General features: G+C 48.5%; 14 protein-coding genes and 2 rRNA genes. 4 read left to right on the top strand and 12 right to left on the bottom strand.

Annotated elements, in window-relative coordinates:
* Positions 1 to 22: 22 nt before the first annotated feature.
* The 12 genes from JM642_RS19085 to JM642_RS19030 all read right to left on the bottom strand — a co-directional run bounded on the left by JM642_RS19085 (position 23) and on the right by JM642_RS19030 (position 13,720).
* Complete coding sequence (locus JM642_RS19085) at positions 23 to 1,006, bottom strand: formate dehydrogenase subunit gamma (protein ID WP_037423443.1); 984 nt, start codon at positions 1,004 to 1,006, stop codon at positions 23 to 25.
* A 76-nt stretch (positions 1,007 to 1,082) separates the two neighbouring features.
* Positions 1,083 to 1,652: a formate dehydrogenase FDH3 subunit beta gene (gene fdh3B, locus JM642_RS19080; RefSeq protein WP_037423445.1), complete on the bottom strand. Its 570-nt coding sequence runs from the start codon at positions 1,650 to 1,652 to the stop codon at positions 1,083 to 1,085.
* 29 nt (positions 1,653 to 1,681) lie between these two features.
* Complete coding sequence (locus tag JM642_RS19075; protein ID WP_047536147.1) at positions 1,682 to 4,534, bottom strand: molybdopterin-dependent oxidoreductase; 2,853 nt, start codon at positions 4,532 to 4,534, stop codon at positions 1,682 to 1,684.
* Positions 4,535 to 4,551: 17 nt separating this feature from the next.
* Positions 4,552 to 4,752 carry a twin-arginine translocation signal domain-containing protein gene (locus JM642_RS19070; protein ID WP_037423451.1) on the bottom strand — a complete coding sequence of 67 codons (201 nt, stop codon included), beginning with the start codon at positions 4,750 to 4,752 and terminating at the stop codon, positions 4,552 to 4,554.
* Between the two features lie 379 nt (positions 4,753 to 5,131).
* The gene (locus tag JM642_RS19065) at positions 5,132 to 6,160 is read right to left on the bottom strand and encodes a formate dehydrogenase subunit gamma (protein WP_037423454.1); all 1,029 of its coding nucleotides are present in this window, start codon (positions 6,158 to 6,160) and stop codon (positions 5,132 to 5,134) included.
* Positions 6,161 to 6,209: 49 nt separating this feature from the next.
* Complete coding sequence (gene fdh3B, locus JM642_RS19060; protein WP_007651894.1) at positions 6,210 to 6,806, bottom strand: formate dehydrogenase FDH3 subunit beta; 597 nt, start codon at positions 6,804 to 6,806, stop codon at positions 6,210 to 6,212.
* A gap of 26 nt (positions 6,807 to 6,832) precedes the next feature.
* A complete protein-coding gene (locus tag JM642_RS19055) occupies positions 6,833 to 9,682 on the bottom strand; it encodes a molybdopterin-dependent oxidoreductase (protein WP_037429190.1) in 2,850 nt (949 codons plus the stop codon).
* Positions 9,683 to 9,699: 17 nt separating this feature from the next.
* Positions 9,700 to 9,897 carry a twin-arginine translocation signal domain-containing protein gene (locus JM642_RS19050; protein WP_011074127.1) on the bottom strand — a complete coding sequence of 66 codons (198 nt, stop codon included), beginning with the start codon at positions 9,895 to 9,897 and terminating at the stop codon, positions 9,700 to 9,702.
* A gap of 166 nt (positions 9,898 to 10,063) precedes the next feature.
* Positions 10,064 to 10,741, bottom strand: a complete 678-nt coding sequence (locus JM642_RS19045; RefSeq protein WP_203432362.1) for a molecular chaperone TorD family protein — start codon at positions 10,739 to 10,741, stop codon at positions 10,064 to 10,066.
* Positions 10,742 to 10,751: 10 nt separating this feature from the next.
* Positions 10,752 to 12,428, bottom strand: coding sequence for a 4Fe-4S binding protein (locus JM642_RS19040; RefSeq protein ID WP_203432361.1), 1,677 nt, complete (start codon positions 12,426 to 12,428; stop codon positions 10,752 to 10,754).
* Positions 12,429 to 12,599: 171 nt separating this feature from the next.
* Complete coding sequence (locus JM642_RS19035; RefSeq protein ID WP_203432360.1) at positions 12,600 to 13,256, bottom strand: DUF3306 domain-containing protein; 657 nt, start codon at positions 13,254 to 13,256, stop codon at positions 12,600 to 12,602.
* Entirely contained in the window at positions 13,256 to 13,720 is a 465-nt protein-coding gene (locus tag JM642_RS19030; RefSeq protein WP_037423466.1) for a DUF3305 domain-containing protein, read from the bottom strand. Before JM642_RS19030 ends, JM642_RS19035 begins: the two co-directional genes overlap by 1 nt.
* Before the next feature lie 298 nt (positions 13,721 to 14,018).
* On the opposite strand from JM642_RS19030, the gene JM642_RS19025 reads away from it, so the two are divergent.
* The 4 genes from JM642_RS19025 (at position 14,019) to JM642_RS19010 (ending at position 21,435) form a co-directional block, all read left to right on the top strand.
* Positions 14,019 to 14,915 (top strand): formate dehydrogenase accessory sulfurtransferase FdhD, encoded by an 897-nt coding sequence (locus JM642_RS19025; RefSeq protein WP_203432359.1) that lies wholly within the window; start codon positions 14,019 to 14,021, stop codon positions 14,913 to 14,915.
* Between the two features lie 54 nt (positions 14,916 to 14,969).
* Positions 14,970 to 15,875: a helix-turn-helix transcriptional regulator gene (locus tag JM642_RS19020; protein ID WP_037423474.1), complete on the top strand. Its 906-nt coding sequence runs from the start codon at positions 14,970 to 14,972 to the stop codon at positions 15,873 to 15,875.
* 751 nt (positions 15,876 to 16,626) lie between these two features.
* Positions 16,627 to 18,195: ribosomal RNA gene (locus tag JM642_RS19015) — 16S ribosomal RNA — on the top strand.
* 320 nt (positions 18,196 to 18,515) lie between these two features.
* Positions 18,516 to 21,435, top strand: a 23S ribosomal RNA gene (locus tag JM642_RS19010).
* Together the 16S and 23S rRNA genes form the textbook arrangement of a ribosomal RNA operon.
* The last annotated feature ends 173 nt before the right edge of the window (positions 21,436 to 21,608 follow it).

Raw genomic sequence — 21,608 nt, 5'->3', positions numbered from 1 at the left:
GGTTTTTTATTTTCAGCGACTTTTACTCTTTATATTTCAACGTGCCGTTAGCTTTGATTTCGTCGTACCACAGGTTGTGGTGTTGGGTTGCCCAGTTTTCATCACAATAACCAGACACCATACACTCCATACCGCCTTCTGACATTACCGTTGCCATGAAGATATGCACGATAGAGAAAGCACAGATCACGATGGCGCTCACTGAGTGCAATACCAGCGCGATTAAGCTTAAGGTGCGGCTTGGTTCGAAAAGATTTGGGAACAGTAACAACATGCCAGATGCTGAAATGATTAACCCGAACAGGGCAAAGGCCCAGAACCACATTTTTTCACCGGCGTTGGCAAAGCCTGCATCAGGGTGTTTACCTTTGAATGGACCAAAGTTGATGTAACCACCAACAACCAGGAACCACTTCACGTCGTACATTTTTGGCAGCTGGTTCTTCGCCCATAACACTGTCATCAATGCCCAGCCGATCATAAACGGAATCGCCATCACATCATGGATTTGCTTAGCGCCATAGACGATAGCTTCCCAGATGCCTTCGCCCAACCAAGGTTGGAAGAAGAAGCGACCTGCTAATAAGGTTAAGCCCGTTAATATCAATAGTAAGCACGGAATCGCACCTAACCAGTGAATAGAAACGTCGAATTTAGACCAGCGATGCACTAACTTGCCTGAAAAACCATGGTGTAGCTTAGAAATGCCGTTCACCTTGATAAATAAGACAAAGATAATGATCATGCCGAATAGCGCTGCCATTAAAGCCGGCGCTAACCAGTCGCTACGTAGCTCCAACACCCGTAGATCATAAGTATTGATCGGCTGTGCGTGGAACTCGCTTTGTGAGGTAGTGTATCCCGTCGCGCCATCCTTCAGCTGTGCCCAAATTTGGGCATCAGAGGCTTGAGGTTGGATCGCCTGTCCATCACCACCATTGGCTAGACACACGGCACTAAATAGCAGTGCTATGGCTAAACCTATGTGTTTGAACCATTTGTTCATCATACATCCTCTCTCGCTTAGTGGCGCCTGCAAGCAGGCACCAAGCTAAGTCTGTGGACAGATCCTGTGACCTGAATTAATTCCAAGCCGCGTTTTTAGCACCACGGTAAGCCACGCGCTCACGGAAGATGTTCGAAACAACTTCTGCATCACCCGCTAATAAGGCTTTAGTGGCGCAGAGTTCTGCGCACATTGGCAGTTTGCCTTCAGCAATACGGTTTGAACCGTACTTCTGGCGCTCTGCCTCTGAGTGGTTTTCTTCTGGGCCACCGGCACAGAAGGTACATTTATCCATCTTACCGCGGCTACCAAAGGCACCTTTTTTCGGGAACTGTGGTGCGCCAAATGGGCAGGCGTACAAGCAGTAACCACAACCAATACAGGCATCTTTGTTATGTAGCACAATGCCGTCATCGGTTCTGTAGAAGCAGTTTGCTGGGCAAACCGCCATACATGGTGCATCTGAGCAATGCATACAGGCGACAGAGATTGATGCCTCACCTGGTTGACCATCGTTGATGGTTACCACGCGGCGGCGTTGGATACCCCACTCGAGAGCGGAGTCGTTTTCGTTTTTACATGCGGTGACACAGCCGTTACATTCGATGCAGCGCTTGGTATCACACAAAAATTTCATTGTAGCCATAGTGGCAATTCTCCTAGCTTAAGCTGCACTTACGCTTTAACGATCTGACAGAGCGACGCTTTGGTTTCCTGCATTTGGGTCACAGGGTCATAACCATAGGTCAGTGCTGTGTTACAGGATTCACCGATAACGTAAGGCACTGTGCCCTCAGGGTAGTTAGGCGCTAAGCTTTCGCCGTGCATCACACCCGCAAAGTGGTAAGGCATAAAGGTCACACCCGGTTTAACGCGTGGCGTTACCATGGCTTGTACTTTAATGCGGCCACCTTCGGCGCCCTCTAACCATACAAACTCACCGTTGCGGATACCGCGGTCGGCAGCGTCGCCTGGGTTGATTTCAACAAACATTTCCTGTTGAAGCTCAGCCAGCCATGGGTTAGAACGAGATTCTTCACCACCACCTTCATATTCCACTAAACGACCAGAGGTCAGTACTAATGGATATTTACCGCTGAAGTCTTTCTCTTGGATTGACTTGTACAGTGTTGGTAGACGATGAACTTGCATATCGTCGTAGGTTGGGTACTTAGCGACTAAGTCACGGCGTGCTGTGTATAACGGCTCGCGGTGCACAGGTACTTGGTCTGGGAAGGTCCAAACGATACAGCGGGCTTTGGCGTTACCAAATGGGATACAACCGTGCTTAATTGCCACGCGCACGATACCGCCTGACAGGTCAGTCTTCCAGTTTTTACCTTCGGCTTCGGCTTTTTCCTCGGCAGTCAGATCATCCCACCAGCCCAATTGCTTGAGCATATCGGCAGTAAACTCAGGATAACCATCTTGGATTTCCGCACCTTTAGAGTAAGTGCCATCCGCCAAAATGCTTTGACCGTTGTATTCAACACCATAACGAGCACGGAAGTTACCGCCGCCGTCTTTTACGTGTTTGGCTTGGTTATACAGAATTTGGGTACCAGGGTGTTTAGCTTCTGGTGTACCCCAACATGGCCAAGGTAAACCGTAGGTTTCGCCCTTCGCAGGCCCCCCTGCGGCTTCAAGCGTTTTATTGCTGAAGGTGCCCCAGTTTTGGGTGTGTAACTTGATACGCTCAGGGCTTTGACCTGTCATACCGATAGTCCACATACCGCGGTTAATTTCGCGAGTAATGTCTTCGATTACTGGTAAGCCGTTTTCTTTGGCGATGCGTTTAGTGTACTGCTCGTCGATACCGAGTTTTTGCGCTAAACGGTACATGATTTCGATGTCGGTTTTTGACTCGAATAAAGGTTGGATAACCTGCTCACGCCATTGGATAGAACGGCCTGAGTTAGACACTGAACCTTGTGTTTCAAACTGAGTCGCAGCAGGTAACAGGTACACGCCATTCTTACGACGGTGCATAACACCTGCCATTGTTGGGAATGGGTCGACAACGACGACTGTATCCATCTTGTCTAAGGCATCACGCACTTCACGTTGACGGGTTTCAGTGTTGACCGATTGACCCCAGAAGAAGGCCATACGGATATTGTCTTTCTGAGCCAGTTTGCTCTTGTCTTCTAACACGCCATCGTGCCAGCGAGAACAAGGAATACCTGGAGTGGTCATTGGATCTTTGCCTAAGTAGGCGTTTTGATCGAAACGGCTCTTCACCCATTCCATATCTAGATCCCACACGTGGGTCCAGTGAGTCCAAGCCGCAGAGGTTAAACCGTAGTAACCTGGTAAGTTATCGAATAACAGACCTAAGTCAGTCGCACCTTGTACGTTATCGTGACCACGGAAAATGTTAGTACCGCCGCCAGATACGCCCATGTTGCCTAAGGCTAATTGCAGAATACAGTAAGCACGAGTGTTAGCGTTACCGACGTGATGCTGAGTACCACCCATACACCAAATCACAGTACCAGGACGATTATCGGCCATCAGTTTAGCGGCTTGATAAACCACTTCTTCGCTTACGCCAGTGATATCCGCCACTTCTTTTGGCGGGAATTTTTTCACTTCTCTGCGGATACTTTCCATCTCGAATACGCGTTGTTTGATAAAGGTTTTATCTTCCCAACCGTTTTCGAAAATGTGCCATAACATACCGTAGATAAACGGAATGTCGGTGCCTGGACGAATTGCACAGTGCAGATCTGAGTGCGCTGCTGTGCGAGAGAAACGTGGATCAACGACGATGATTTTCGCGTTATTTTTCTCTTTAGCGATCAGAATGTGTTGCATTGAAACCGGATGCGCTTCCGCTGGGTTTGCCCCGATCAGGAAGATAGCATTGGCATTCTGAATATCGTTGAAAGAGTTAGTTTGCGCACCGTAACCCCAAGTGTTAGCAACACCGGCTACCGTGGTAGAGTGACAAATACGAGCAGAGTGGTCGACGTTGTTTGTGCCCCACATGGCCGCCAGTTTGCGGTACATATAGCAGCCTTCGTTAGAAAACTTAGCGCTACCCATGAAGTACACTGAGTCTGGGCCAGATTCTTTACGAATGTTGAGCATTTGGTCGCCCACTTCGTTAATCGCATCTTCCCAAGAGATTTTTTTCCACTTGCCATCAACCAATTTCATTGGGTATTTCAGGCGTTTTTCACCGTGGCCATGCTCACGCAGTGCAGCACCTTTGGCGCAGTGACCGCCGGCGTTGAATGGGTGATCAAATGCAGGTTCCTGACCTGTCCATACACCGTTTTGTACTTCGGCATATAGACCGCAACCGACGGCACAGGCACTACAAATCGTACGTTTAACTTCGATAGGCGCATCGTGCGGTACATCTTTGGCTTCTGCGCGGCGCATCATGCCAGTACCCATCAGAGAAGCGGCTGCGATACCACCAGTAGCAATACCAGCTTGCTTCATAAATTGACGACGGCTAATGCCTAACGTCGGTTTGTCGGCCACTTTGGCGACATCGGACTTGCGAGTTAACTTCATCGCTGACTTCTCCTAGATTAGCTACGCAGGCTATCGTAATAGCTGATAATGTGCGCAGTTTCGTGGTAACCCTTAGGTTCTTTAGTTGTTACCTTGCTGCTCTCGCTGGCTTGGGCTGCACTGATGCCGGTAGCGGCAATTGCGGCGCCGGCTACGCTGCCAACGGTGAGTGCTTTAAGCAAAGAACGGCGAGTTAAATCGCTAGGTTGTTGCTTCATGCTGACTCCTGAAATAGGGGTTATGGTTCTTGGGATGGCGCGACTTTTCGAGGAGTGGTGCTTGTTATCAAAAAGTGAAGATTAGAGGTGAAAAAGATAATAAAATCATCTTGCTTGCCGTTAATCATCGCGCGTGACGGCAATATAGTAGGAAAAGATTGAGTAGGATTTGATCTAGAACAGTTTGCGGTAACAGAAGATGATACGCCAATCCAAAAGCGTTAACTTGCTCATGCTTTGGCGGTTTATTTGAGATGACAAAATTGCCCAATTTCTACTTCAAAACAAAATGTTTGTTAATAAGTTGTTGGTTTGGTTTGGATAAAAAAACACCCCGCAGTGCGAGGTGTTTTTATCGGGTTAAGTATAACCCCTTGCGTTAGTCTTTATAACGCAGACTGCCGTTGGCTTTGATTTCGTCATACCATAAATTGTGGTGCTGGATTGCCCAGTTTTCGTCACAATAGCCTGACTTCATGCACTCCATACCGCCTTCACTGAGTACGGTCGCCATCCAGATATGCACTATGGTAAAGGCAATCAGGATAACGGCACTGATCGAGTGGATCAGCAGCGCGCCCATCGAGGCTTCACGGGGTAGGTCTAAGCCGGGTAATACCAACATGATGCCAGATACACTGATAAACAGCCCGAATAGGGTCAGTGTCCAGAACCACATTTTCTCACCGGCGTTGGCAAAACCACTGTCAGGGTGTTTACCTTTGAATGGGCCAAAGTTGATATAGCCACCGACCACTAAGAACCATTTAAGATCGTACATCTTAAAGGTTTGAAGTGGCATCCATTTCACTACGCAGACAATCCACGCCATGATAAAGACGGGGCCAGCCCAGTCATGCACAGTTTTACTACCGTAGATCAGTGGTGCCCAGATATCTGGCCCAAGCAGCTCCTGCACGACATGCTTACCGAGCATAATAGTTAAGCCAGTAAACATCAGTGCAAGACAGCTAATTGCCATGATCCAATGGATCCACAAATCTGCCTTTGACCAACGTACAACCATCTTGCCCGAGAAACCGTGGCTGAGTTTTGAAGGACCATTCACCAGATAAAACAGTAAGAAAGCACCAAACACACCCGTCACGGCCAAGGCCATAATCGGGGTGATATATTGATTCCTTATTTCTTTACCTTGGTTACCGGCAACGTTAATCAATACTCCAGTTTCGACCCCTTTGGCCGTGGTATAGCCAGTTTCACCTGACTTTACCGCACGCCACAGATCGGCTTCGCTGGTTTGCGCTTTCGCCTGCTGTTGGCTCGATTGCTGATCACTTGCCAGTACTGAGCCTGCGCTCATGACTGAGCCAAGTCCCAATCCCATCACGAGTACCATCAGAGCAAACAGACTGCGCAGTGATTTGTTTAACTGTTTGTTTAACATTTTCACTCCTTGCCAGAGGTTAGGGATCACTCCCTAACCTTCACTCTGCTTAGTTAATCTCACCGGTTTTTGGGTTGTAGCCCCAAATCACGTTAGGATTGCCTCGAGATGCCATACGTTGACGGTAAATGTTTGATACCACTTCCGCATCACCCGCGAGCAGTGCTTTCGTTGAACAAAGCTCTGCACACATAGGTAGCTTGCCTTCAGCAATACGGTTGGCACCGTATTTCTTGTGCTCGGCTTCGGAGAAGGTTTCTTCTGGGCCACCGGCGCAGAAGGTACACTTATCCATTTTACCGCGGCTACCAAAGGCGGTTTTCTTCGGAAATTGTGGTGCACCGAATGGACAGGCATAGAAGCAGTAACCACAACCGATACAGGTATCTTTGTTGTGCAGCACAATGCCATCGTCAGTACGGTAGAAACAATCTGCCGGACATACGGCCATGCAAGGAGCGTCGGTACAGTGCATACATGCGACTGAAATCGATGCTTCACCTGGTTGACCATCGTTAATTGTCACCACGCGGCGACGTTGAATACCCCACTCCAGCGCGGAGTCGTTTTCGTTTTTACATGCTGTGACGCAGCCGTTACACTCGATGCAGCGTTTGGTGTCACACAAAAATTTCATGACTGCCATAATGGCTTATCTCCTCATCAAGTTGGTTAGGCTTTGCTTATCTGGCACAAGCTGGACTTCGTTTCTTGCATCTGAGTCACAACGTCATAGCCGTAAGTTAAAATGGTGTTTGCCGACTCACCTATCACATAAGGCACAGTGCCTTCTGGATAGTTTTTCGCTAGGCTTTCGCCTTCAAATACCCCTGCGAAGTGGTACGGCATAAAACATTCACCCGGTACAACCCGTGGCGTCACCATTGCCTTCACTGTGATCTTGGCGCCTTCAGGGCTATGAACGAAGACATTGTCACCGTCACGAATACCACGGTCAGCAGCGTCTGCCGGGTTCATTTCGATAAACATTTCTTGTTGTAGCTCGGCTAACCAAGGGTTAGAACGAGATTCTTCACCACCACCTTCGTATTCCACTAAACGACCAGAGGTCAGTGTCAGTGGGAAACCTTGGGTAAAGTCCTTATCCTGAATCGACTTATAAAGTGTCGGTAGACGCGCAACCATACGGTCTTCGTAGGTTGGGTACTTAGCGACTAAGTCACGACGAGGAGTGTAGAGTGGTTCGCGATGCAGTGGGATATCATCTGGGAAAGTCCAAACGATACAACGTGCTTTCGCGTTACCGTAGGGAATACAGCCATGTTTAATGGCAACACGTTGAATGCCGCCAGAAATATCTGTCTTCCAGTTTTTGCCTTCAGCGTGTTTTTTCTCTTCTTCGGTTAAATCGTCCCACCAACCCAATTGCTTGAGCATATCGGCGGTAAATTCGGGGTAACCATCTTGGATTTCACTACCCTTAGAGTAAGTGCCTTCAGCAAGAATATTGACGCCATTGTGCTCAACACCATAGCGGGCGCGGAAGTTACCACCACCATCTTTAACATGTTTGGCTTCGTTATACAGAATTTGGGTGCCAGGGTGTTTCATCTCTGGCGTGCCCCAACATGGCCATGGTAAGCCATAGGTCTCACCTTTGGCTGGACCTCCCGGTGCTTCTAGGCTGTCAGCATTAAAAGTACCCCAGTTTTCTTGGTGCATTTTTAAGCGTTCTGGGCTATGTCCTGTGTAGCCGATTGTCCACATACCTTTGTTAAATTCGCGGGTAATATCTTCAATCAATGGCTCATCACCATTGACTTTGATTTGTTTGAACAGTTCTTTATCTATGCCTACTTTCTTAGCGAGTTTGCACATGATCACGTGATCTGGCAGTGATTCGAACAGCGGCTCTATCACCTTCGAACGCCATTGAACCGAGCGGTTTGTGGCTGACACTGAGCCGTAGGTTTCAAACTGAGTCGCAGCGGGTAGTAGATACACCCCATCCTTACGTTGATGCATCACGCCTGCCATGGTTGGGAATGGGTCCACAACCACCACAGTATCCATTTTATTCAGTGCTTCACGTACTTCGCGGCCACGGGTTTCAGTGTTGACCGATTGCCCCCAGAAGAACGCTAAACGAATATTGTCCTTTTGCGCGATTTTGGTTTTATCTTCAAGTACGCCATCGTGCCAGCGAGAGCAGGGAATACCGGTTGAAGTTTGTGGTGTTTGACCTAAGTATTCGCCTTGGTCGAAACGGCTTGCCACCCATTTAGGATCGAGATCCCACACATTGGCCCAGTGGTTCCATGCTGCAGTGGTTAAACCGTAATAACCGGGTAAGTTATCGAATAACAAACCAAAGTCAGTTGCACCTTGTACGTTATCGTGGCCACGGAAAATGTTAGTACCACCACCAGGAACCCCCATGTTACCTAAAGCTAATTGCAATAAGCAGTATGAGCGGGTATTGGCATTACCGACGTGGTGCTGAGTACCACCCATACACCAAATAATGGTGCCGGGTTTGGTTTCAGCCATCATCTTGGCAACACGATACATTTGTGCCTTAGGTACGCCCACTACGTTTTCAACTTCTTCTGGGGTGTACTTTTTCACTTCTTCGCGGATACGTTCCATGCCGTAAACACGATGCTTGATAAATTCTTTATCTTCCCAGCCATTTTCAAAAATGTGCCATAACAGGCCATAAATGAACGGAATATCGGTACCTGGGCGGATATGCACGTACTCATCAGACTTAGCTGCAGTACGGGTGAAACGAGGATCAACGACAATAATTTTGGCGCCGCGCTCTTTACCAATCAAAATATGTTGCATTGCAACTGGATGAGCTTCACTTGGGTTTGCCCCAATAAACATGATGCACTTAGAGTTGCGAATATCGTTAATCGAGTTAGTTTGCGCACCGTAGCCCCAAGTGTTTGCAACACCAGCTACTGTGGTAGAGTGACAAATACGGGCTGAGTGGTCGACGTTGTTCGTGCCCCACAATGCGGCAAATTTGCGATATAAATAAGCCTGTTCATTTGAGAACTTAGCACTACCCATAAAGTAGATAGAATCTGGACCTGATTCTTGACGAATCGCCATCATCTTATCGCCCACTTCATTGATGGCTTGATCCCAAGAGATCTTCTTCCACTTACCGCCTTCTAACTTCATTGGGTATTTCAGGCGTTTTTCGCCATGGCCGTGCTCACGCAGAGCAGCACCTTTAGCACAGTGACCGCCTTGGTTGAATGGATGGTCAAATGCGGGTTCTTGGCCTGTCCACACACCGTTTTGTACTTCAGCATAGATACCACAACCCACTGCGCAGTGAGAGCAAATGGTACGCTTAACTTCAGTCGGTGCATTGTGGGGGATATCTTTGGCTTCTGCTTTACGCATCATGCCAGTACCTAGCATTGACGCTGCAGCAATACCACCAGTGGCAAGACCTGCCGATTTTAAAAATTGGCGACGATTGAGACCGAGGGCGGGCGCTTTAGGCTCGACAACTTGGTCTGTTTTGCGGGTTAATCGCATCACACACACTCCTCTGGTTAGTTGTTCAACGACGCATAGTAATTACGGATATGGTCGGTTTCGCGATAGTTGTCACTCTTAGGTTCGCTTGGGGCAACAGTGGGGGTCGCAGCCAATGCTTGGCTACTCACAGTCGCTACCGCGCCAGCCGCACTGCCGAGTGCTAATGCTTTGAGCAGTTGACGGCGGCCCATGTCGGAAGCTTGCTTCTTCATAGTGTCTCCTTGTGTTACTAAATGAGGTGATACAAACCACGACCACCTCGGTTACTGTGGAAGCCTAAGCTTCCTTTTTGTGGCAAAGGTGAACGTTAAGTCCACCTTTGCCTATCAAACTTATATGCGATAGACAGCAAGATACTGCTCGCAAATTACCTAAAGTTTAGTTCATTAATTCCGCTTGTTTTTCGATATCGCTAGCCGCTGGCTGTAGTTCTGTACTGCCCGGACAATTAACTGGGATATTTAAACTGAGTTGTTCAAACTCCGCAGCTTCCATCTCGAAAAACGCTTTAGCAAGCTGAGCAACCGTAGCGTAAAAGGCGGCACTAGGTGCTTTACCTAGGTTGTCGCAGAAGCGCTTAATCCAGCTGCCAATATGGCGTTGGTAAAACGCTAGTTGACGATAACCTGGAGCCTCAAGAATTAATGTGCCCATCACTTCACACAGAGCAGCGACATGATCTTCGGGCTCTTTGACGTTTTCTTCGCGCTCAAAACCGAGTTGCATCAAGTCTTGGCGCAGCAGTGCTAAGGGTTTGTCCATTAATGAGCCAGTCATAAACCAACTGCCATAGGGCAGGATTTCGCCACAACCCACACCGAGGAACAGGGCAAAATACTCATCTTCTAATTGTTCACTGCTGAACTGCTTTGCAGCCAGTTGTACAGATAACCAAGCCTTGGTCATCTCATTGTCTTCATCGGCATCGATTTCAAGGTTGGCCAAAAATTGCAGCAGCTCAGGGCTAGGATGGCGACGCAAAAGGGCGGCTAACAGTTGATAGATATCGGCTCTCAACTGATCGTTTTCTGATACTTGTCTTACTGATTCGGTCATAGCGGATCTCTTATCGCAGTTGCTTTTCAGGATCTTGAAGAATGTCTTCAAACATGTCTTTTACCCGGCAATCACCACACATTTTCAAGCGTTCTATATTGGCTGAAAATGCACTGTGCGCGCCGACCATATCCAGCATCCGATGCACCATAGATTGGGTCGCAAAAGGAGAGCCACAGCGAATACATTCGAACGGGGCTTCTTCTTTCAGGGTTTGTAATTGCTGACGAGCAGCTTTATCAAAGTTAATTTGTGGCGTCAGGCTGATGACCTTTTCAGGGCAAGCCGCCTCACATAAGCCACATTGCACACAGTTTTGCTCAATAAAGTGTAGTGCAGGTTTGTCGCCACCATCTTGTAATGCCATGGTGGGGCAAATCGCCACGCAGGACATACACAGGGTACATTTCTCGACATTGACGCTGACGTTGCCGTAGGGAACGTTGTTGATACTTAAACAGCTGTTGATTTCACCCGCTTGGCTGTTTAGATGGTCAATCGCATCAAACAGAGTGTTACGTTTGCTGGTGGACGCAAAAGCGCCGGGCACAATCACTGGCCAATCGAGGCTGATGTCGAGCACAGGCTCCAAATTCGCCAGCATGCTTGGGTCGATAAGACTCAAGCGCTGCGGTTGGCCCATTTCATCTAAAATGCTGTTGGCTAAAGCCAGTTCACCTTTCAACATTTGTGTGAGCGTAGGGGCAGTTGTCTCGGTATTGAGGATTAACACTTGGCGTGCGCCCCAAGCCAGTGAAGCTAACCAATGGTCAATGCTGGCAACGGTGATTTCTTCGAGGGCGACAGGGAGCACATCCCCGGCTAAGTCGTCCCCTATCAAGCTCGCGCCAACCGCGTTGTCGTGGAACAATATCACTGGTGCTGTTTGCGCTTGCTCACGGTAACGACTGATAATTTTATTCAGGTAAGAATGCAATGCCTGTGGTGTCGGTAAGTCATAACCAATCGCACCCGTTGGGCAGGCACTTGAGCAGCTGCCTGCGCCGTGGCAGAGGTAAGGATCGACCTCAATTTTCTTGGCGACACTGCTAATTGCATCGGCAGGGCAGAAGTTGAGGCAACGGTTACAGCCGTTGATACCGTTGCGGTCATGGGCGCACAGGTCGGCATTGATTTTGACGTAACGAGGTTTATCAAATTGCCCTACCAGTTCAGGGAGTTGCTCTAGTGCATCGGCGAGCTTTATGTCGTCTTGGCCAACATAGAAATATCCCGGTGGTAGCATTTCAAGATTCAAGCAAGGTGTGCTGCTTAAATCGAGTATCAAGTCAAAGTGCGGTTTACGAATGGCGACAACACTCAATTCCGCTGCACCGTTTTGATGCTCAACGCTAACTTGGAACTGCCCTAAAAATCCTTTAATACCGATCAGTTTGTTGTAGTAACTTTCGACATTCGTGGCGGCAGCCATCACTCGCTCAAGGTGTGCTTCATCTTGGCTGGTAATCGCTTCGTTCGCTAAAATGACGCGGCTTGCCATAGTGGACAATTTGTCCGCCGCGAGGCGTGCGAGATCCTCAGGGCCAATAATTAGCACTGTGCCTTCAGTGGTGTAACTCACTGTTGGCGGGATCAGATTCTGTAAAATCTGCGTTTGGGCTAACACATTTTGCCGCGCTTGTTTTAGCGCAGCCTGGGTTTGATTGGTTGTCAAATGAGTGCTCACATTGCGTTCCTGAACAGTACTTTGGCTGCTCTTTTATCGCTGTTTTGTTACAGATTCAGGCATTGATTTGATACTAAGTCATTGCCTTTTCTGCTTTTATCTAAGTTTTGTACTCTTAGTACAGCAATTCACATACCAAAGTTATAGACATAAAAATTAGCTAAACTGACATTAAACAACTGGCTTTTGCATCTGAGCTAATGGCTCTGGTGCATTTTGGGGTAGGTCATCAGTCTCCCCATCCAAATTGTCCGCAATCGGTATGGTGGCCAATTCGGTTTCGATATCACTGTTTTTTGATTCGATGGTATTTTCTGCACCGATCACTACATCGTCTGGTGTTGAGGTCGGTTCGATCTCTGATTCTTCACTGTCTTTGGTGATATAGCGGAATACTTTTTGGGCTAATTCAGCGGAGACTTCTGGTGTTAGTTTCGGTTGGTTGCTGTAATCAAGAGCATATTCCAAAAGACCATCTATCTCATTGAAATGCGGTTGTTTCCAGAGGGCGCGTAGCGCTGCCGTTTTTGCTGCTGGGTCAACATTCGCCCCCATAAACTGAGCGAAACTGCCACCAATCTCAATCTCGTCAGGATTAGGGAGATCTTCTGCCGTGAGGATGCGATGAGGGTCTTCATTTGCCTGGCTAAGCGCACCCTGTGATTCTTGCGCGGCGGTAGGCTCTTGAGTGATCTCTTCTGCCTTATTATCAACAAGTTCTTCAGCAGTCGTTTGCGTTTTAACAGCGGCTTCTTCAGCCGCCACTTGCTCACGACGTTGACTCCAACGGCTAAAAAAACCGTTTGCCTTTGGGGTTGAATCAGCCATTAGTCCCTCCGCAATGGATCGTGGCTTGGACCTTGATTTTTACGGTGATCCACATGCTTACGACGATAAGCAGCGATTTCAACTTCACCATATTGAGTGATAAAGGCTTCGATCCAACAGGCAATCGCTTCAGGCATAAGCGTGTTGATTACGGGCGTATTGCCTTCAAGACAGCCCGCAGCAACATTTTGATCTGCCGAAAGTAACGCGGGGACCCAAGTACCGTCTGCCATTTCATCACAGACTAAGTACAACATCGCATTGTCCATATCGAGGTTGATGCGGTAACTGGCGCGCTCATCTTTGTGCAGCTCTAGCAGTACTAAGGTCGCTCCTTCGGGGGCTTCGTGGGTTGCGGGAAGTAAATGATCGATTTCCCATTGTACTGAGGTCCAACGACCCACCTGTTTCTCTACTTTTTTGAGTGAAACGTACATGGGCCAAACACTAGTAGTATGTTGCATTGTCTCTCCGTTTCAACCGTAAGGGAGATAAGCCTTAGCATCCGGCGCTATTTCCCCTGCTTATCGTGATAAAAGGTCACTGCAATATTAATGCCATTAAACAGGGGGAATTAGTTTGAAGTGGATCATCAAAATAGGGTTAAAAACGAGACATTTTGTCCGAATGGACATTTTGTCTGAGACATTTTGATGCGCCAGAATGTTTCGTATTGCGACGGATCACGCATTTAGCCCTGAGTTTTATACCTAGGTATAAATATTGCTATGCTGATGCCATCACTCGTAAAGCGGTAACATTATGATTTCTGATAACAGTTCTAATATTGCTCAGCAGATGCTCGCCAATGACCATCCTTCTCTACCCAAGCGAAGCTTTTCCTTTGTAAAAACTCAAACTGAAGTGCCGTTAACTATTGCCGTCAAAGCAGTGGATGAGTCAGGAGTGGTTATTGATAAGCATGTTGCCTGTGAGCGACCTTTAACGGTTTATCTGAACTGGCGCCCGATAGTGACCCTGATGACATTGGGGGCAAAGCCTGAGTCATTAGCTCTTGGTTATCTTAAAAATCAGGGTTTTATCTCGGATGTTGCTCAATTAGAGTCTGTAATTGTTGATTGGGATGTGAATTCTGCCGCGGTATTAACGCATGAGCAAACCGCCGATCTCGAACAAAAGTTATCTGAAAAAACCGTTACGTCCGGCTGTGGTCAAGGGACTGTATATGGCAGTTTTATGCAGGATTTAGATGGTATTCAGCTACCTACCCCAAGCCTTAAGCAGAGTACGCTCTACAGCTTGCTCAAAAACATCAATGAATATAATGAGACCTACAAAAATGCAGGTGCCGTGCACGGTTGTGGTGTTTGTGAAGCTGACCAGATCCTTGCTTTTGTAGAAGATGTTGGCCGTCATAACGCGGTGGATACCTTGGCGGGAGATATGTGGTTAGCACAGGATCGGGGCGATAACAAAATCTTCTATACCACAGGACGGTTAACCTCGGAGATGGTGATTAAGGTCGCCAAAATGGGGATACCTGTACTGCTGTCGCGAAGTGGTGTAACGCAAATGGGTCTGGAGCTTGCCCAAAAACTTGGTATCACGATTATTGCTCGGGCCAAAGGGCGTCATTTTTTGGTCTACCACGGCAGTGAAAATCTCGAATTTGATGTGAATACCAACTCCGATAAATAGCGACCTTATCAGATAGCGACCGGACTCAAAAGAGATAGACGACAAGGATATAAGATGACATCCGCCAGTGAATTGATTTACATGAGCGCGAAGCAAGTTGCTGAGTATTTAGATCTTAATGAGAAAAAGGTTTACGCGATGGCGAATGACCGAATTCTCCCCGCAACAAAAATCACCGGCAAATGGTTATTCCCTAAGGTGCTGATTGACCGCTGGGTGATGGACTCCTGCCATAGCGGTATGTTAACTGACAGACTATTGATTACTGGTAGTGATGATCCTCTGTTGTCAATGTTAGTGGCGCGTTTGATGGCGCAGGTTGGTAGTCGTGAGCTTATTAGTTACAGTGCAACAGGCTCTCGTTTGGGGTTGGAGTTATTAGCTAAGGGCTATGCTGATGTGTGTACCTTGCACTGGGGGAGTATGGAAGATAGAAATATCCGCCATCCAGCATTGCTTAAAGGTTATCAAAACCACCAACAATGGATCATGGTGCACGGCTATTCCCGTCAGCAAGGCTTGATCATGCGCACCGATATGCACCACAGATGTCAAGAAGAGGATAAAGTTCTCAGTTTGCCTTGGCGCTGGGTCAGTCGCCAAGGCGGCGCTGGCAGTCAGCAGCATCTAGAGCAGTGGCTATTAAAGCAAGGTGCACGTTTAGATCAGCTTAATATCATACTCACAGCTTATAGTGAGCGTGAACTTGCAGGCTATATTGCACGTGGAGATGCAGATATTGGTTTTGGTTGTCAGTCTGTTGCTTTAGAGAGCGGTTTAAGCTTTGTGCCACTGATCAGGGAGTCCTTCGACTTTGTGATGCCACAAAGTATTTACTTTCGCAGGCAGCTACAACAATTGTTTACTATGTTAAGCAGTGGGCATACTCGGCAAATGGCGGCTCTTTTAGGGGGGTATGATCTTACCGATTGCGGACAGCTTCTTTGGAGTGCAAGTTAAGTACCTATATGTACGTATAAGTGCATCACTACACGCTACTTTATAGCTTATATATGTATAAAGTAGCGGCTGACACTAATAGCCTTCATCTTGCTTAATAATGTAGAGCTCCAAATTTACCGCCTCATTTATTCTTTCTTCTATCTTTAGCACACACTCGTTTACTCAATAAAGGCTCGCTGTTAGGTTTGTATTGCGCATAAATCCAGCGTTTGTGGATAACTCTGGGTATAACGAGTGTGTAGGTTGTGCCTAGCTTGGGTGTAACAATCTATTTGAAAATTAATCATAAAAACACGAAAAAAGCACTTGCACAAAAAGTTTCGCTGCCTATAATGCGCATCCACTGACACGGCAGACAGCGAAAGCTAACGCGGTTACAGTGCGAATCGAATGCAAAATGTGCAGTTGATTCGAAAGCCTCAAGAAGTTTGCAAAAACGCCTTGACGCGACAAGGGAAATGCGTAGAATACGCAGCCCTGACCCAGTGAGCGGTAACGCAAGCGATGAGGTCAAATGCTCTTTAACAATCTAAACAAGAAATCTGTGTGGACACTCACAGGTGTTGAGTTAATCAAAATTACTCTGCCGTTTGGCGAGTAATCAAAGAATTAAATCAATGAATGAGTGTTCATAGCAATATGTACATACAGTAATGTATGAATTAAAACGCGATGCTTCTTAGTGAGCAAAGCGAATCAAAACAGTAGAATTCATTGAGTCGTTTAACGCGAGTTAAACAAAAAACTTTAATTGAAGAGTTTGATCATGGCTCAGATTGAACGCTGGCGGCAGGCCTAACACATGCAAGTCGAGCGGCAGCACGAGGGAGTTTACTCCTGAGGTGGCGAGCGGCGGACGGGTGAGTAATGCCTAGGGATCTGCCCAGTCGAAGGGGATAACAGTTGGAAACGACTGCTAATACCGCATACGCCCTACGGGGGGGGGGAAAGAGGGGGGGGGGACCTTCGGGCCTCTCGCGATTGGATGAACCTAGGTGGGATTAGCTAGTTGGTGAGGTAATGGCTCACCAAGGCGACGATCCCTAGCTGTTCTGAGAGGATGATCAGCCACACTGGGACTGAGACACGGCCCAGACTCCTACGGGAGGCAGCAGTGGGGAATATTGCACAATGGGGGGGGGGAAACCCTGATGCAGCCATGCCGCGTGTGTGAAGAAGGCCTTCGGGTTGTAAAGCACTTTCAGTAGGGAGGAAAGGGTGAGTCTTAATACGGCTCATCTGTGACGTTACCTACAGAAGAAGGACCGGCTAACTCCGTGCCAGCAGCCGCGGTAATACGGAGGGTCCGAGCGTTAATCGGAATTACTGGGCGTAAAGCGTGCGCAGGCGGTTTGTTAAGCGAGATGTGAAAGCCCTGGGCTCAACCTAGGAATAGCATTTCGAACTGGCGAACTAGAGTCTTGTAGAGGGGGGGGTAGAATTCCAGGTGTAGCGGTGAAATGCGTAGAGATCTGGAGGAATACCGGTGGCGAAGGCGGCCCCCCTGGACAAAGACTGACGCTCATGCACGAAAGCGTGGGGAGCAAACAGGATTAGATACCCTGGTAGTCCACGCCGTAAACGATGTCTACTCGGAGTTTGGTGTCTTGAACACTGGGCTCTCAAGCTAACGCATTAAGTAGACCGCCTGGGGAGTACGGCCGCAAGGTTAAAACTCAAATGAATTGACGGGGGGGGGGCCCGCACAAGCGGTGGAGCATGTGGTTTAATTCGATGCAACGCGAAGAACCTTACCTACTCTTGACATCCACAGAAGAGACCAGAGATGGACTTGTGCCTTCGGGAACTGTGAGACAGGTGCTGCATGGCTGTCGTCAGCTCGTGTTGTGAAATGTTGGGTTAAGTCCCGCAACGAGCGCAACCCCTATCCTTATTTGCCAGCACGTAATGGTGGGAACTCTAGGGAGACTGCCGGTGATAAACCGGAGGAAGGTGGGGACGACGTCAAGTCATCATGGCCCTTACGAGTAGGGCTACACACGTGCTACAATGGCGAGTACAGAGGGTTGCAAAGCCGCGAGGTGGAGCTAATCTCACAAAGCTCGTCGTAGTCCGGATTGGAGTCTGCAACTCGACTCCATGAAGTCGGAATCGCTAGTAATCGTGGATCAGAATGCCACGGTGAATACGTTCCCGGGCCTTGTACACACCGCCCGTCACACCATGGGAGTGGGCTGCAAAAGAAGTGGGTAGCTTAACCTTCGGGGGGGGGGCGCTCACCACTTTGTGGTTCATGACTGGGGTGAAGTCGTAACAAGGTAGCCCTAGGGGAACCTGGGGCTGGATCACCTCCTTACCTATACGACTAACTCGATGTTTGTTGAGTGTTCACACAGATGGCTTGTTGAACTTCCTGTAAGGGAAGGGAGAGCGACATGCACCGCGAGCCGGTATGCATTGTTCTTTAACAATTTGGAAAGCTGATAGTAATTAATACAATGATGTCTGTCGTTGTGTTAATACGAAAAAAAATTGAGTTCTTAAAACACTTGTTAAGTGTCTTGAATATTCAAGTCTAAGGCGAGTCCATCTTCTTGGTCGAAGATGAGACAAGTAAAACCAGCTGGTCGCAACAGCGCAAGTGGCTCACGTAAGTGAAACCTATTTGGGTTGTATGGTTAAGCGACTAAGCGTATACGGTGGATGCCTTGGCAGTCAGAGGCGATGAAGGACGTAGTAACTTGCGAAAAGCGTTGGCGAGCTAGTAACAAGCATTTGAGCTAACGATGTCCGAATGGGGGGGGGGAACCCGGCCGCATAAGCGGTCATCATGTGGTGAATACATAGCTACATGAGGCAAACGAGGGGAACTGAAACATCTAAGTACCCTTAGGAAAAGAAATCAACCGAGATTCCCCTAGTAGCGGCGAGCGAACGGGGATTAGCCCTTAAGTCAGAGGGGTGTTAGTGGAATGGTCTGGAAAGTCCAGCGGCACAGGGTGATAGCCCCGTACACGAAAACTAACCTTTGATGAAAACGAGTAAGGCGGGACACGTGATATCCTGTTTGAATATGGGGGGGGACCATCCTCCAAGGCTAAATACTCCTGACTGACCGATAGTGAACCAGTACCGTGAGGGAAAGGCGAAAAGAACCCCTGTGAGGGGAGTGAAATAGAACCTGAAACCGTATACGTACAAGCAGTGGGAGCGGTACTTGAGACCGTGACTGCGTACCTTTTGTATAATGGGTCAGCGACTTACGTTTTGTAGCGAGGTTAAGCGAATAGCGGAGCCGTAGGGAAACCGAGTGTTAACTGCGCGTTTAGTTGCAAGGCGTAGACCCGAAACCCGGTGATCTAGCCATGGGCAGGTTGAAGGTTGAGTAACATCAACTGGAGGACCGAACCGACTAATGTTGAAAAAATTAGCGGATGACTTGTGGCTGGGGGGTGAAAGGCCAATCAAACCGGGAGATATCTGGTTCTCCTCGAAAGCTATTTAGGTAGCGCCTCGAGCGAATACCATTGGGGGGGGGGTAGAGCACTGTTAAGGCTAGGGGGGGGGGTCATCCCGACTTACCAACCCTTTGCAAACTCCGAATACCAATGAGTACTACTCGGGAGACAGACGGCGGGTGCTAACGTCCGTCGTCAAAAGGGAAACAACCCAGACCGTCAGCTAAGGTCCCAAAGTGTATGTTAAGTGGGAAACGATGTGGGAAGGCTTAGACAGCTAGGATGTTGGCTTAGAAGCAGCCATCATTTAAAGAAAGCGTAATAGCTCACTAGTCGAGTCGGCCTGCGCGGAAGATGTAACGGGGCTAAACATACCACCGAAGCTACGGGTGCAATTCATTAGAGTTGCGCGGTAGAGGAGCGTTCTGTAAGCCGTTGAAGGTGAAGGGGTAACCCACACTGGAGGTATCAGAAGTGCGAATGCTGACATGAGTAACGATAAAGGGGGGGGGGTGAAAAAACCCCCCTCGCCGAAAGACCAAGGGTTCCTGTCCAACGTTAATCGGGGCAGGGTGAGTCGACCCCTAAGGTGAGGCCGAAAGGCGTAATCGATGGGAAACAGATTAATATTTCTGTACTTCCGCTAACTGCGATGGAGAGACGGAGAAGGCTAGGCTAGCGCGGCGTTGGTAGTCCGCGTTTAAGGTGGTAGGTGGGTGACTTAGGCAAATCCGGGTCACTATACACTGAGAGCTGATGACGAGTCCCCAAGGGGATGAAGTAGTTGATGCCATGCTTCCAGGAAAATCTTCTAAGCTTCAGGTTAGCGGGAATCGTACCCCAAACCGACACAGGTGGTCGGGTAGAGAATACCAAGGCGCTTGAGAGAACTCGGCTGAAGGAACTAGGCAAAATGGTACCGTAACTTCGGGAGAAGGTACGCTCTTGTTGGTGATGAGACTTGCTCTCTAAGCTGACGGGAGTCGCAGATACCAGGTGGCTGCAACTGTTTATCAAAAAACACAGCACTGTGCAAACTCGCAAGAGGAAGTATACGGTGTGACGCCTGCCCGGTGCCGGAAGGTTAATTGATTGGGTTATCGCAAGAGAAGCTCATGATCGAAGCCCCGGTAAACGGCGGCCGTAACTATAACGGTCCTAAGGTAGCGAAATTCCTTGTCGGGTAAGTTCCGACCTGCACGAATGGCGTAATGATGGCCACGCTGTCTCCAGCCGAGACTCAGTGAAGTTGAAATTGCGGTGAAGATGCCGTATACCCGCGGCTAGACGGAAAGACCCCGTGAACCTTTACTATAGCTTGGCACTGAACATTGACCCTACATGTGTAGGATAGGTGGGAGACTTTGAAGTTGGAACGCTAGTTCTGATGGAGTCGTCCTTGAAATACCACCCTTGTAGTGTTGATGTTCTAACTTGGCCCCATTATCTGGGGTAAGGACAGTGCCTGGTGGGTAGTTTGACTGGGGCGGTCTCCTCCCAAAGAGTAACGGAGGAGCACGAAGGTTGGCTAAGTACGGTCGGACATCGTACGGTTAGTGCAATGGCATAAGCCAGCTTAACTGCGAGACAGACACGTCGAGCAGGTACGAAAGTAGGTCATAGTGATCCGGTGGTTCTGAATGGAAGGGCCATCGCTCAACGGATAAAAGGTACTCCGGGGATAACAGGCTGATACCGCCCAAGAGTTCATATCGACGGCGGTGTTTGGCACCTCGATGTCGGCTCATCACATCCTGGGGCTGAAGTCGGTCCCAAGGGTATGGCTGTTCGCCATTTAAAGTGGTACGCGAGCTGGGTTCAGAACGTCGTGAGACAGTTCGGTCCCTATCTGCCGTGGGCGTTGGATGATTGAGGGGAGTTGCTCCTAGTACGAGAGGACCGGAGTGAACGAACCGCTGGTGTTCGGGTTGTCATGCCAATGGCATTGCCCGGTAGCTATGTTCGGAATCGATAACCGCTGAAAGCATCTAAGCGGGAAGCGAGCCCCAAGATGAGTCATCCCTTGGACTTTAAGTCCACTAAAGAGCCGTTCGAGACTAGGACGTTGATAGGTCAGGTGTGTAAGCGTTGTGAGGCGTTGAGCTAACTGATACTAATGACTCGAGAGGCTTAACCATACAACCCAGATGGGTTTTGCTAAGTAGCACTTAGACGAATACAAACACTTAAGAAGTGGTCATAAAATGCTCCTGCATTTATGACATCAAGTACCTCCATGTACTTGTGAACTCAAACAGCTTTCCAAATTCATTTACTGCCCACATAAGATGGGGAGTAGATACCAAATTTG

The sequence above is a fragment of the Shewanella sp. LZH-2 genome (assembly GCF_016859145.1).
GTDB lineage: Bacteria > Pseudomonadota > Gammaproteobacteria > Enterobacterales > Shewanellaceae > Shewanella > Shewanella xiamenensis.
The sequence above is the reverse complement of the archived record's forward strand: the minus strand, read 5'-3'. Positions and strand labels throughout refer to the sequence as shown.

What these genes read in the sequence shown, in the direction of transcription:
- fdh3B (WP_037423445.1), bottom strand. Translation starts at nt 1,652, where the DNA reads ATGGCTACAATGAAATTTTTGTGTGATACCAAGCGCTGCATCGAATGT.
- JM642_RS19075 (WP_047536147.1), bottom strand. Translation starts at nt 4,534, where the DNA reads ATGAAGTTAACTCGCAAGTCCGATGTCGCCAAAGTGGCCGACAAACCG.
- JM642_RS19025 (WP_203432359.1), top strand. Translation starts at nt 14,019, where the DNA reads ATGATTTCTGATAACAGTTCTAATATTGCTCAGCAGATGCTCGCCAAT.
- fdh3B (WP_007651894.1), bottom strand. Translation starts at nt 6,806, where the DNA reads ATGGCAGTCATGAAATTTTTGTGTGACACCAAACGCTGCATCGAGTGT.
- JM642_RS19050 (WP_011074127.1), bottom strand. Translation starts at nt 9,897, where the DNA reads ATGAAGAAGCAAGCTTCCGACATGGGCCGCCGTCAACTGCTCAAAGCA.
- JM642_RS19035 (WP_203432360.1), bottom strand. Translation starts at nt 13,256, where the DNA reads ATGGCTGATTCAACCCCAAAGGCAAACGGTTTTTTTAGCCGTTGGAGT.
- JM642_RS19030 (WP_037423466.1), bottom strand. Translation starts at nt 13,720, where the DNA reads ATGCAACATACTACTAGTGTTTGGCCCATGTACGTTTCACTCAAAAAA.
- JM642_RS19045 (WP_203432362.1), bottom strand. Translation starts at nt 10,741, where the DNA reads ATGACCGAATCAGTAAGACAAGTATCAGAAAACGATCAGTTGAGAGCC.
- JM642_RS19070 (WP_037423451.1), bottom strand. Translation starts at nt 4,752, where the DNA reads ATGAAGCAACAACCTAGCGATTTAACTCGCCGTTCTTTGCTTAAAGCA.
- JM642_RS19085 (WP_037423443.1), bottom strand. Translation starts at nt 1,006, where the DNA reads ATGAACAAATGGTTCAAACACATAGGTTTAGCCATAGCACTGCTATTT.
- JM642_RS19065 (WP_037423454.1), bottom strand. Translation starts at nt 6,160, where the DNA reads ATGTTAAACAAACAGTTAAACAAATCACTGCGCAGTCTGTTTGCTCTG.
- JM642_RS19055 (WP_037429190.1), bottom strand. Translation starts at nt 9,682, where the DNA reads ATGCGATTAACCCGCAAAACAGACCAAGTTGTCGAGCCTAAAGCGCCC.
- JM642_RS19020 (WP_037423474.1), top strand. Translation starts at nt 14,970, where the DNA reads ATGACATCCGCCAGTGAATTGATTTACATGAGCGCGAAGCAAGTTGCT.